At 59.9% G+C, this 11,441-nt stretch carries 11 protein-coding genes and 1 pseudogene; 5 read left to right on the forward strand and 7 right to left on the reverse strand.

The features are described 5' to 3' along the window. The first annotated feature begins 40 nt into the window (after window positions 1–40). Window positions 41–709, forward strand: a complete 669-nt coding sequence (locus PG899_RS22875) for a DUF1460 domain-containing protein (RefSeq protein WP_270697743.1) — start codon at window positions 41–43, stop codon at window positions 707–709. Window positions 710–799: 90 nt separating this feature from the next. Here the strand turns inward: PG899_RS22875 and PG899_RS22880 are convergent, their stop codons facing one another. The 7 genes from PG899_RS22880 to PG899_RS22910 all read right to left on the reverse strand — a co-directional run bounded on the left by PG899_RS22880 (window position 800) and on the right by PG899_RS22910 (window position 7,512). Then, on the reverse strand, window positions 800–2,008 hold the full coding sequence (locus PG899_RS22880) for a cation:proton antiporter (protein WP_077097839.1): 1,209 nt from the start codon (window positions 2,006–2,008) through the stop codon (window positions 800–802). Between the two features lie 34 nt (window positions 2,009–2,042). After that, complete coding sequence (locus PG899_RS22885) at window positions 2,043–3,146, reverse strand: beta-N-acetylglucosaminidase domain-containing protein (RefSeq protein WP_024943852.1); 1,104 nt, start codon at window positions 3,144–3,146, stop codon at window positions 2,043–2,045. Between the two features lie 42 nt (window positions 3,147–3,188). Further along, window positions 3,189–4,916, reverse strand: a complete 1,728-nt coding sequence (locus PG899_RS22890; RefSeq protein WP_011705375.1) for a potassium/proton antiporter — start codon at window positions 4,914–4,916, stop codon at window positions 3,189–3,191. Window positions 4,917–5,158: 242 nt separating this feature from the next. Further along, entirely contained in the window at window positions 5,159–5,305 is a 147-nt protein-coding gene (locus PG899_RS22895; RefSeq protein ID WP_005298986.1) for a hypothetical protein, read from the reverse strand. Then, on the reverse strand, window positions 5,302–5,991 hold the full coding sequence (locus PG899_RS22900) for a M15 family metallopeptidase (protein WP_077097841.1): 690 nt from the start codon (window positions 5,989–5,991) through the stop codon (window positions 5,302–5,304). Before PG899_RS22900 ends, PG899_RS22895 begins: the two co-directional genes overlap by 4 nt. Beyond that, window positions 5,988–7,115 (reverse strand): succinyl-diaminopimelate desuccinylase, encoded by a 1,128-nt coding sequence (dapE, locus tag PG899_RS22905; RefSeq protein WP_077097843.1) that lies wholly within the window; start codon window positions 7,113–7,115, stop codon window positions 5,988–5,990. The genes PG899_RS22900 and dapE overlap by 4 nt, the downstream gene beginning before the upstream one ends. A 22-nt stretch (window positions 7,116–7,137) precedes the next feature. Then, entirely contained in the window at window positions 7,138–7,512 is a 375-nt protein-coding gene (locus tag PG899_RS22910; RefSeq protein ID WP_270697745.1) for an ArsC family reductase, read from the reverse strand. Between the two features lie 242 nt (window positions 7,513–7,754). Between PG899_RS22910 and PG899_RS22915 the strand changes: the two genes are divergently transcribed. From PG899_RS22915 to PG899_RS22930, 4 genes and pseudogenes are all read left to right on the forward strand, one after another. Further along, window positions 7,755–9,461, forward strand: a complete 1,707-nt coding sequence (locus tag PG899_RS22915; protein ID WP_128271600.1) for a recombinase family protein — start codon at window positions 7,755–7,757, stop codon at window positions 9,459–9,461. 17 nt (window positions 9,462–9,478) lie between these two features. Then, entirely contained in the window at window positions 9,479–10,390 is a 912-nt protein-coding gene (locus PG899_RS22920) for a hypothetical protein (RefSeq protein WP_128271598.1), read from the forward strand. A gap of 350 nt (window positions 10,391–10,740) precedes the next feature. Continuing rightward, complete coding sequence (locus PG899_RS22925) at window positions 10,741–10,881, forward strand: hypothetical protein (RefSeq protein ID WP_164882627.1); 141 nt, start codon at window positions 10,741–10,743, stop codon at window positions 10,879–10,881. 112 nt (window positions 10,882–10,993) lie between these two features. Then, window positions 10,994–11,401: pseudogene (locus PG899_RS22930) on the forward strand (recombinase family protein); the annotation flags it as partial. Between the last annotated feature and the right edge of the window lie 40 nt (window positions 11,402–11,441).

Consider the following 11,441-nt stretch of genomic DNA (forward strand, 5'->3'; position numbering starts at 1 on the left):
GTATAGACAGTGGCAGGCCCTTTTCCAGATTTACTTATGTGTGTGGGTTGCTTTTCCTACACCGCTACCTAAGGGTACCGGACTCTTTCTGGGCAACCCCTACGTCGCCAACCGGCTGATCGGCTCGAGCGATACCCAGGAGCAGCTGGTGGTGGATTTTGGCGGGCTCGATTGCTTCACCTATCTGGATTATGTCGAGTCGCTGCGTCGCGCAACGAGTGTGCATCACTTCATCGAGAACCTGATGCACACTCGTTACGTGAACGGTGAGGTCAACTACCTGACCAGAAAGCACTTCTTCTCCGACTGGGTGCATGGCGACAACAAGGTGAACGACGTGACCCATCTGGTGGGGGGCGCCGCGGTGACCACCGCCAAGCTGCTCAACCAGAAGGCCGACGGCGGCCATTACATTCCGGGGCTGGGGGTGACGGCGCGGGACATCACCTACATTCCCTCCGCCAGCATCGACGAGAACACCCTGAGTCTGCTGGAAGAGGGGGACTACATCGGCATCTACACCGATCTCGCCGGGCTCGACGTGACCCATACCGGCATCTTCATCCGTGGCGAGAACGGCCCCGTGCTGCGCAATGCCTCCTCCCTCTCGAGCAAGATGCAGGTGGTGGACTCCCCCTTCCTGGAGTACGTGCAGAACAAGCCGGGGATCCTGGTCTATCGGCCTCAGGCCGAGGACTCGAGCTCCTAGGGAGGGCCCTGGCCGAGATGGACGCCTTGCGTCCGATAAAAGAAAGCCCCGGACAGTGCCCGGGGCTTCTCTTTTGTTGGCGGTGCTTCCTCAACGGGGTTTGAAGCGGGCGACCCAGGGATTGGCGGTGAGACCGTGCAGGATGACGCTCAGTATGATGGTGCAGAGCACGGTGGCGATGATGGGGCGCTGGCCGAGGAGGGCCGGCTCATTTTGCAGCACCATCACCGCAAAGACGATGCTAGCCAGCCCCCGTGGCCCAAACCAGCCGATGAAGAGCTTGAGTTCAAGCTTGAGGCCGGTGCCGAACAGGCTCAGCCAGACCGGCAGCATGCGCAGCAGGGTGAGGCTGGCGGCGGCATAGAGCCAGTATTGCCAGTGCAGCAGCTCCGTCAGCATGGGCATCAGGGTGGCGCCGAACACCATCCAGATCACCACCGAGAGCAGATCGCCGTACCCCTCGCAGCTGTCCAGATAGGCGTGCTTGTGCTCCCCCAGTTTGCGGCCGATCAGCAGGCCGCCGACGAAGGCGGCGATGAAGCCGCTGCCGCCCAGGGTCTGGGCCAGCGCGAAGCAGAGCAGGGCCAGCCCCGGCATGGTGAGCTGGCGCCATAGCGGCAGCTGCCAGCCGTTGAGGTAGGAGGTCTTGAGCAGGCGCAGGGTGAGGCTGGTCAGCCCCCAGGCCACCAGCAGGCCGATGCCGATCTCCTCCAGCAGCAAGGTGAGTGCCAGCAGGCCGGTACCGCTGTGCTGCTCGGTGGGGGCGATGAGGGCGAGCAGCAGGAGCAGCACAGGCACGCAGATGCCGTCGTTGAGGCCGCTCTCCTGGTTGAGCCCCTCCCGGATGGGGGCGGGCACTGCCGGGTTGCTCACCACCGCCTTGCCGAGTGCCGCATCGGTGGGGGCGAGTATGGTGGAGAGGATCGCCATCTCCAGCAGCGGCAAATCGGGGAAGAGCCAGTGACCGAACAGGGCGCCGGCCGCCAGGGTGAGCGGCAGGCCGATCAGCAGCAGCCGGATGGGCAGGGCGCGGTTGGCCAGCAGCACCTGCCAGTTGGTGTTGGCCGCGTCGCTGAACAGCACGATGACCAGGGTCAGCTCCGCCAACAGCTTGATGCCGTCGCTGTCGATGGAGAGGGAGAGCAGCTCGATGCCGCCCGGCCCCAGCAGCCAGCCCATCAGCAGAAACAGCAGGGGGCCGTTGACGAGGCGCGACTCAAAGCGCCCGGCGATCAGGCTGTAGACCAGCAGAAAGGCGGCGATCACCGCCAGGTTCTGGTAAATCAGGGACGCATCCATGCAGCCTCCTGTGGCAGGGTCTCTGTGGTGAGGGTCAGTCGGTCAGGCAGTCCGGGTCGAATACGTATTCGCCATCCAGCCAGCGCAGGATCTCGCCGACGCAGGATTGGTCGCGAAACGGCAGGTAGCGGGCCTTGAGATGGGCCACCTGCTCAGGGGTCAGCTGGGCCAGCCCTATGTCCTGAAACAGCGGCAGATCGGCCTGGATCATGGCGGAGATCTGCGGGCCGCAGGTGGCATTGAGGGAGGCGTGCAGCGCCTTGTCCGGATCGTACTGCTTGCCGAGCTTGTAGCTCATGGGCAGGGTGGCCAGCGGCAACACCGACAGCGCCGCCTGTTTCATGGGGTTGACCGCGTGGCCCGAGGTCAGCTCGGCGAGTTCCGCCGGGCGGTTCTCGAAGGCGCGCAGGTGCAGGAAGCTGCTGGCCTTGCTGCCGTCGTTGACCGGGTAGTTGTCCCACAGGAACGGCTTGCGATGCAGCCACTCGGCCACCTGCTTGAGGTGGGCCGCCGGATAGTCGCTGGAGCAGACTTTGGGGCCGGTCCAGAAGATCTCGAAGCGCTTGTCCAGCCCCTGCCCCAGATCCTGCAGATAGTGGGGCGGCATGGCGCCGAACACCTTCTCCAGCACGGGGTCCGTCGAGTAGTAGCTGGGACAGAAGAGCAAGCGGCCTGCGCGGGTGTGGGCCGCGATGTCGTGGGCGATGGTGAGCTGCCAGTGAGCGAGATCCGGGGTATCCCCCTTCATGTCGTCAAACAGCACGGCCAGGATGTCGGGTTTGAGCTCCTCCTCGATGAGCCGCACCTTTTCCAGCAGGGCTGGCCGCTGGCGGGCATAGTCGTGGTGCGCGCCCATGGGGCTCAGACCCACCCCGAAGGCGAGGCCGTTGTCGCGGCACTGGCGGGCGAGCTGGCGCAGCGCCTCGAGCTGGGCGGCAGGCCAGGGTTTGGCCCAGTGCTTGCGCAGGTAGCCATCTTCCTTGGGGGCATAGAGATAGAAGCCGTAACCGTGGCGGGGCAGCCACTGGGCATAGCGGGCGCGGGCTTCCCAGCTCCAGCCCTTGCCAAAGAAGCCCTCGATCACCCCCAGCTGGGGCGAAGGGGGTTGCAAGCCGGACAACAGGGTTTGGTAAGGCATAGGTAACTCCCTTCTCGCAGAGGACGAGGCAGACAACGACGATCAGACCGGATCTTCTTCCAGAAAGCGCACCCCGATCTTGCGGGGCTCACCCTCGTCCATTTCGGCCACGGTCCAGATCAGTCCCTGCCATTCGACGTGGTCGCCGACTACCAGATTATCGCCCAACTGGTGGGCAATGAAATGGCCAAGGGTCTGATCCGCCACCTCGCTCACATCCAGCCCGTACAGGGGGGCGAGATCCACCAGGTTGGCGGCCGCCTCCAGCAGGAAGTCGCCGAAGAAGCGCGGGCCCAGATCCTGCTCCGGCGCCTGGCTGAACAGCTGGCCGAGGGCGGGCAGGTCGCGCTCGTGGCCGATGACGCAGAGGATGTCATCGGATTGCAGACAGGTACTGCCCGAGGGGTGCAGCAGCTCCTGATCGCGGAACAGGGCGCAGATGCGGGTGCCCTTGGGCATGCGCAGATCCCGCAGCGGCGAGCCGATGCACCACTTCTCGTCGCTCAAGCGATAGACGAAGGTCTCCCACTGGGAGTCGAGATCGATCTCGAGCCCGGAGCGGTTGATGGGTGAGGGGGGCGCCGGTACCTCCACCCGCGCCAGCCTGGAGGCCAGCGGCAGCGAGCTGCCCTGCAAGATGAGCGAGACCAGCACCACGAAGAAGGCGACATTGAAGTAGAGCTGGGCGTTGGGCAGCCCCGCCATCATGGGGAACACCGCCAGAATGATCGGCACCGCGCCGCGCAGGCCGACCCAGGAGATGAACCAGCGCTCGCGGGGGGCGAAGTTCTTGAACGGCAGCAGCCCGATCCAGACCGAGATGGGGCGGGCGAACAGGATCATCCACATGGCCAGCGCCAGCGCCGGCAGGGCGATGGGCAGCAGCTTGTGGGGGGAGGCGAGCAGCCCCAGCACCAGAAACATGCCGATCTGGCTGAGCCAGGTCAGGCCGTCCAGCACCGACAAGGTGGTGCTGCGACTGCGCAGGGAGAGGTTGCCAAGCAAGAGGCCGGTGAGATAGATGGCGAGGATGCCGCTGCCGCCCACCGCCGTGGTGAGGGCGAAGATGAGCAGGCCGCCGCTGACGGTGAGCAGCGGGTAGAGGCCGGGGGCCAGCTTGGCGCTGTTGATGAGCTTCCACAGCAGCCAGCCGCCGCCAAGGCCGATGCCGGCGCCCAGCCCGAACTGCTTGAGCAGTTGCAGCAGCAGAAAGCCGGCGTTGAGGTCTTGCTGGGCGCTGGCCAGCACCTCGATCAGGGTGACGGTGAGAAACACCGCCATGGGATCGTTGCTGCCCGATTCTATCTCCAGGGTGGCGCTGACCCGCTCGTTGAGACTGCGCCCGCCGAGCAGGGAGAACACCGCTGCCGCATCGGTGGAGCCGACGATGGCGCCGATCAGCATCCCCTGCATCAGGTTGAGGTCAAACAGCCAGGCGGCGGCCAGGCCCGTGAGGCCGGTGGTGATGGCCACCCCGACCGTGGCCAGCGACAGCGCGGGCCAGAGCGCCACCCGAAACGAGGAGACCCGGGTGCGCATGCCGCCGTCGAGCAGGATGATGGCGAGCGCCAGGTTGCCCACCAGATAGGCGATGGAGTAGTCGGCGAAGTGGATGCCGCCGGGGCCATCTTCACCGGCCAGCATGCCGACGGCGAGGAAGATCACCAGGATGGGGATACCGAGACGGGAGGAGAGCGCGCTCAACAGGACACTGGCGCCCACCAACAAGGCCGCGACGAGGAAAAAACTGTTGATGGTGACGGCATCCAATGGCGAACTCCTTCTGTCAAAATGCAAATCAGGCACATTATATGCAGTTTGTTGGGCTCGGTGTGGCTTAATTGTGCATTTATTTGCAGTTTTTTACATTTTCGGTGTCATTGCTGCGAAGGGTTCTGGCCATCAAAAGGGGGTCGCCGGCGTCGCCAGCGCGGCGAGCAACGTGACCATGTTCACAAAGTGGGCAGATAGCGACAGGGGCACCCGTGGGTGCCCCTGTCGGCGGACTCGAGTCAGTCGTCCTCGTCGTCCTTCACTTCCCGGATCTTGTCCTTGTAGCGGGGCAGCTCTTTCTCCAGTCGCTTCATGTCCTTGATGGCGTTGAGAAACAGGCCGAGCAGGAAGAGCAGTGGCAAGCCTATCCAGAGCCAGAGGTTCATGTGCTACTCCTTTCGTCGATGGCCAGGGTGACATAGCGGGCCAGGATCTCGTCGAGGTTGGCCAGTATGGTCCCCTTGCCTTCAATATCCGCCTGTTGCAGGCAAAGTGCCAGCGCGGCCGGGTCGAGCCGCTGCTCGCGGGACTCAGGCGCAAAGCTGATGTGCCAGGGCTCGTAGGCGACGCCGCTGCCGGCACCGACCGGTTTGGCATAGGGCAGGAAGAAGCCGAAGTCGTTCATGCGATCTTCAAGCCACTCGCTCAGGTCGGCGAACCAGCCCCCGGCTTCATACTCCCAGGGCTCCAGCGTCAGCCTGGTGCCGGCGGGCAGGCAGTCCGGGTCATAGATGTCGAGATCGGTGCCCCAGTGGTGGCGGCTGGTGCCGGGCAGGGCGCTCCAGTGCAGGATGGCGTGGAGGCGCTCCTCGTCGCTCAGTTGCAGGGCGTCGATGGGCTGGCTGTGGGCATCGAGCAGCGGCCGCTCGCCGCGCCACTTGCCGTTCCAGATGGCGAGTTGGCGATCAAAGCCGCGCCAGCTGGAGGCGGGCTGCAGGTTGAAACCGGCGTGGGCGGCGGCCACCTGCATGTCGTTGAAGGCCGCCGCGGTGGCGGCCGTCAGCCGGTGCGGGTCTTGCCCCACCAGAATGAGGTGACCTTCATCCAACCCCAGCAGTTGATCCTGGGTCATGCCAGCAACCTCGCGAGCACCCCTTGGTACATGTCTGCCAGCAGATCCAGATCGTCCGCCTTCACGCACTCGTTCACCTTGTGGATGGTGGCGTTGACCGGGCCCAGCTCGATCACTTCGGCGCCAGTGGGGGCGATAAAGCGCCCATCGGACGTGCCGCCGGTGGTGAGCAGGGCCGGCTGCTGGCCATTCACCGCCTCGATGGCAGAGACCGCCGCCGCCAGCAGCTTGCCGGTGTCGGTGAGGAAGGGCTGGCCGGAGAGGGTCCAGTCGATCTGGTAATCCAGACCGTGCCTGTCCAGCAGGGCTTCGACCCGCTCGCGGATATCCAGGTCGGTCAGTTCGGTGCTGAAGCGGAAGTTGAACTGGACTTGCAGTTCGCCGGGAATGACGTTGGAGGCGCCGGTGCCGCTCTGGATGTTGGCTATCTGGAAGCTGGTGGGGGGGAAGTAGGCGTTGCCCTCATCCCACACGGTGGCGGCGAGCTCGGCCAGCGCCGGCGCGGCTTTGTGAATGGGGTTGTCCGCCAGATGGGGATAGGCGACGTGGCCCTGCACCCCGCGCACCAGCAGATCGCCGGTGATGGAGCCGCGCCGGCCGTTCTTCACCACATCGCCGACCACGGCAGTGGAGGAGGGTTCGCCGACGATGCACCAGGTGATCTTCTCGTGGCGCGCTTCCAGGGTGTCGATCACCCGGGTGGTGCCGTTGATGAAGGGCCCCTCTTCATCGGAGGTGATGAGGAAGGCGATGGACCCTGTGTGATCCGGATGCTCGGCGACAAAGCGTTCGACCGCCACCACCATGGCGGCCAGCGAGCCCTTCATGTCGGCGGCACCACGGCCGTAGAGCACGCCATCCTGGATGGTCGGCTCGAACGGCGGGGTATGCCATTTTTCCAGCGGGCCGGCGGGCACCACGTCGGTGTGGCCGGCGAAGCAGAACAATGGCCCCTCGCTGCCGCGGCGGGCCCAGAGGTTGGTGGTGTCTTCGAACACCATGGGCTCGATGACGAAGCCGAGCTTGGCGAGGCGCTCCGCCATCAGGGTCTGGCACCCTTCATCCAGCGGGGTAACGGAGGGGCGGCGGATCAGATCCTTGGCCAGTGCGATGACATCCGACATCAGCGTTCCTTAGCAAAAAAGTTTAACGAGAGAAGAGGGATTGGTAGTGATCGGCCTTGAAGCCCAGGGTCAGCTCGCCGTCCCGGTCCAGCAGCGGGCGCTTGATCATGGCCGGGTGCTCCAGCAACAGGGCGCGCGCCTTGGCGGTGTCGAGCCCCTGTTTGGCCTCGTCCGGCAGGGCGCGGAAGGTGGTGCCGCGGCTGTTGAGCAGCGCCTCCCAGCCGAGCTGGCTCAGCCAGCGGTCGAGGTCGGCCGGATTCAGGCCGTCGGCACGGTGGTCGTGAAAGCGGTAGTCGATGCCGGCCTGCTCCAGCCACTTGCGGGCTTTTTTGATGGTGTCGCAGTTTTTGGGAGAAATGCCGTAAAGCACAACTTTGCACTCAGTCTTCTTGTCCATGGGCTCACCGTGTTCCGTTTGATGGGCAGTAGCATACAGTCGATCTCCACGCATGGAAACGAGGCTGCATTGGGTTAACCACCATGACAGATGGCTTGTCCTAGCGGGCATGGGGGGGATTAGGTAAAAATAACAATCAGTGCATATTGTTGGAAGAGCCGTTTTTCTGATAGGCTCACCTCATCTTAGTTCTCGGTCTTGCTCACCTGATCTCTGATGTGGGCCAATGCACAGGAGTTGTCATGAATCGTCCTCCGAAAGCGTATTCCTACATTCGGTTCAGTACCCCAAAGCAGGCACAGGGGGACAGCTACCGCCGTCAGTTAGAGCTTGCTACTGCTTACTGTGCAAAGCATCAACTGCAGCTCAGTGAGGAAACCATTGAAGATTTTGGGGTCAGTGCCTATCGGGGCGGCAACCGAACTAATGGAGCGCTGGGTCGTTTCATTGATGCAGTGAGGGACGGGAAGATTAAGGAAGGATCTTACCTATTGGTAGAATCGGTTGATCGCCTGAGTAGACAAGCAATTGAGGACGCGTTACGCCAATTCCTAGAGATTATGAGTATGGGGATTGTGATCGTAACGCTTCTTGATAAGCGGGTGTATAGAGGTGGCGGAATGGATATAACCTCGCTGTTTGTCTCTATCATGAGTATGGCGCGTGCGAATGATGAGTCTAAGACGAAGAGTATTAGGGGTAGCGAGGCTTGGGAGAATGGCCGTGATCAGGCCAGAGAGAACAACAAGGTGATGAAAAACTCCCGCTTACCCTCATGGCTGAGATTGGAGGAGGACAAGATCATTCCTATCCCTGAACGAGCCGCAATCGTGAATGAAATGTTTGAGCTAGCTAAGTCGGGTTGTGGTTATGAACAGATCGCCAAAACTTTTCTGGAGAAGGGCTACAAGACATTTGGAAAAGAGGCGGACTGGCGTCCTGCTGGTATTCAAGCTGTGATCAAGAGTGAATCCGTAATCGGGGTATTTCAACCGCACAAAATCATAGATGGTAAGCGAGTTCCTGATGATAAGGGACCAATCTGGGGATATTATCCCACAGTAGTTACTCCCGCTCTATTTAATGAGGTGCAGCATCTCATCAGCCAGAGAAATAATCATAGTGGCTCCTATCGAAAAGGCACTTATAACAACCTCTTTAGTGGCGTACTTCGTTGCCAGTGCGGAGAGCTATTACGTTACCAAAATAAGGGGCGAGCAGGAAGCCCTCGCAACTATCTCGTTTGCCCGAAGCAGAATATCACTGGGTGTAATCTGCCGAACATGCTATATGACAAAGTTGAGCCGCAGTTGTTACAGGCATTCAGTATTCTGTCAAAAATGATGCAACAACGAGTTGGGGAGAACGAGAAAATTCTCGCTATCAAGGAGAACTTAGCCACGTTACAAACCCATTTAGAGGTTGAAACTAGGAGGAAAAACAAAGCGGCTCAATCCATATTGGATTTCGATGATGATGCCACTTTTCGAAAGGAGTTTGTAACGAGTAAAGCTAACTGCGAAGCCTTAGAGGACCAGATACAAGAAGTTGAGAGCGACCTTATGAGTCGAGAACTGTCAGAAAAAACAATTGTCAAGCTCTTGAAACCAGAAGACCTGAATAGCACCAATCAACGTCAACTATTCAATAGCCAAATAAAAACTGCAGTGAAAGAGATCAAATTTAGCTACGACGGTTATGAACTGGCTGCCGTATTTAAGGACCTGGATGATAAGTTCATGCTTGAGCAATCTTTCAAGCCCAAGCTGGTGGGTAGTAGCATTCGAGATATAAGTGGTGAGGAACTGCTCAGAACAACAGCTGAGGCACCCTACATTGACGCCAACTGGGTGAAGGAAGAAATCGACGAGTACGAGTCTTTCCAGAAAGGATCTGGCTCAGAATTTGACGACGATTTCGAGGACTTGAGTTCGGAAGAGTTGAAGTAAAGGTATCGCAGGGGGCGATGATGGACGTTACAGCGATTTTTATCGGGCCTCCTACACAAGGGCTTATCAATCCACGGGGGACACTCTCGCAGATACCCGGCTTCAATGGGCGTTACAGTCAGTACGTCAGGCGGGCAATAGACAACATCCGGCGGGTGCAGGGGGTCGACCTGCCGGAGGTTCCCGAACCGGACAATGGATTGGGGACGTGGACTCCCTTACAAGCCTTGGCTGTGTTGACCTATGGCCCCAGCTCTCACTTGAACCTGAGGCTAATAGCGGAGATCGAGCAGCTTACCGGGCTGGAGTTACCACACGATGAAAGGCAAAGCCGCCATGAGGCTGCGTTTTACGTGGAGTACTTGACCCCGCTACTTGCCTATTTTGAAGAACAACAGCCGGGTTTGCAAACAGAGGTGATCCCGCAGTTTTTCTGTGACCCCTACCAGGTTGATTTCCGCGTCGGGTTCAGATGGTTCGACCCAGATGGCAGATACTTCGACAGGCCGATCCGACAAGAGGCGTACTTGCTGGAGTTTGACGAAGCCTATCATCTGGAGCCAGCGAACCGCCAAGCAGACCAACAGCGTGATGCCTGTATCGAGCAGCAGACGGGCCTCAGACCGCTCAGGATACGCCATGAGGAGCAAGAGCTATGGGCTACCATTTGCCGGACTCAGGGACGCATCCTAAGCGTGGAGGAGTACCTGCAAGGGCTGCTGGAGGCGATGGCCGAGCCGAATGAGGGGCGACATATCGACATCACGCGGGAGTCTGCCCAGAGTGCTTATACCTGCGATCCTGCCGGGTATCTGCGTTATCCCGCCCAGCCCGGACGGGATTTAAAGCAGATTGCGGAGCGGCTTGGCTGGCGGTTGAGTTCGAGGCACAGCGGCAGACTGGCTTACCACCGCCTGACAGCTCCTTAACCGACCACCCGCTGACACATTTTAGGTTGATGTGTATGGTCATATTGAGTCCCGCATACACATTTCAGAACGTGTTCAAGGGCTTTTTCGCGATTGTGTGTCAATGTGTCGGCTGTGTCACCCTGTTTTATATATCCGTTTAGTGGCTATTCCTCTTACTCATTTACTGCACCGAGTCGGGAACCTACAAGCCACCCGGAGGAGAAAGATCAAGAAGATAGCAACGATCCCGCCTTGCCAGATGACCTGAAAAAACTATCCCAAACCCCACCAGCATAAGGAAATCTGGTGGGCAACATTGAGATCCTATGCCGGTATAAGACAGATGGGACAAACCATAGGAGAACCCAATGGAAAATATCACATCTGCTAACCCGCTGTTCAAGGCTCTGGAGGCTGGACTGCTTGCCGCCTTGGCTATCCTCATCAAGGATGGCATCCAAAAGATGCAGACCCCGCCTGAGCAACCGAAGGATTCGAACTCTCAATAGACCATGCCCGTGTGACAGACCGGAAGCCCCCCGGCAACCCCTGTCACACGGGTTGGTTTACGAGTTTTGACACGATTTTCTTGCAGGGTCTTGAGCCTATTGGGAGGTCATCATGGCAATCATCGGGTATGCCCGTGTTTCGACCACAGGGCAATCGCTGGAGCAGCAGTTGGCGGCACTGGCGGAGTGCGAAAAAGTTTTTCAGGAAAAAATCAGCGGGAGCAAGACGGATAGGCCGCAACTACAGGCAATGCTCGAATTTGCCCGCTCTGGGGACGTGCTAAAAGTGACCAAATTGGATCGTCTCGCTCGGAACACTCGCCATTTGCTGGAGATCACAGACCAACTTCACGCAAAAGGGGTAACCTTGCAGATCCAAAACCTTGGCATCGACACGGCGACCCCGACAGGCAAACTGATGTTGACCATGATTGGGGCCATTGCCACGTTCGAGCGAGAAATCATGCTGGAGCGGCAGGCTGAGGGGGTAATCCCCCCGAAAAACCAGGGTGCTCATAAGTAGAATTTTCCCGTACCTTGAACGCAGGAGGTTCTACATG

Origin of the sequence: Aeromonas sp. QDB39, assembly GCF_027707585.1 — a bacterium.
In the GTDB taxonomy this organism is placed as follows: domain Bacteria; phylum Pseudomonadota; class Gammaproteobacteria; order Enterobacterales; family Aeromonadaceae; genus Aeromonas; species Aeromonas hydrophila.

What these genes read in the sequence shown, in the direction of transcription:
- PG899_RS22880 (WP_077097839.1), bottom strand. Translation starts at nt 2,008, where the DNA reads ATGGATGCGTCCCTGATTTACCAGAACCTGGCGGTGATCGCCGCCTTT.
- PG899_RS22885 (WP_024943852.1), bottom strand. Translation starts at nt 3,146, where the DNA reads ATGCCTTACCAAACCCTGTTGTCCGGCTTGCAACCCCCTTCGCCCCAG.
- PG899_RS22895 (WP_005298986.1), bottom strand. Translation starts at nt 5,305, where the DNA reads ATGAACCTCTGGCTCTGGATAGGCTTGCCACTGCTCTTCCTGCTCGGC.
- PG899_RS22900 (WP_077097841.1), bottom strand. Translation starts at nt 5,991, where the DNA reads ATGACCCAGGATCAACTGCTGGGGTTGGATGAAGGTCACCTCATTCTG.
- dapE (WP_077097843.1), bottom strand. Translation starts at nt 7,115, where the DNA reads ATGTCGGATGTCATCGCACTGGCCAAGGATCTGATCCGCCGCCCCTCC.
- PG899_RS22910 (WP_270697745.1), bottom strand. Translation starts at nt 7,512, where the DNA reads ATGGACAAGAAGACTGAGTGCAAAGTTGTGCTTTACGGCATTTCTCCC.
- PG899_RS22915 (WP_128271600.1), top strand. Translation starts at nt 7,755, where the DNA reads ATGAATCGTCCTCCGAAAGCGTATTCCTACATTCGGTTCAGTACCCCA.
- PG899_RS22920 (WP_128271598.1), top strand. Translation starts at nt 9,479, where the DNA reads ATGATGGACGTTACAGCGATTTTTATCGGGCCTCCTACACAAGGGCTT.
- PG899_RS22925 (WP_164882627.1), top strand. Translation starts at nt 10,741, where the DNA reads ATGGAAAATATCACATCTGCTAACCCGCTGTTCAAGGCTCTGGAGGCT.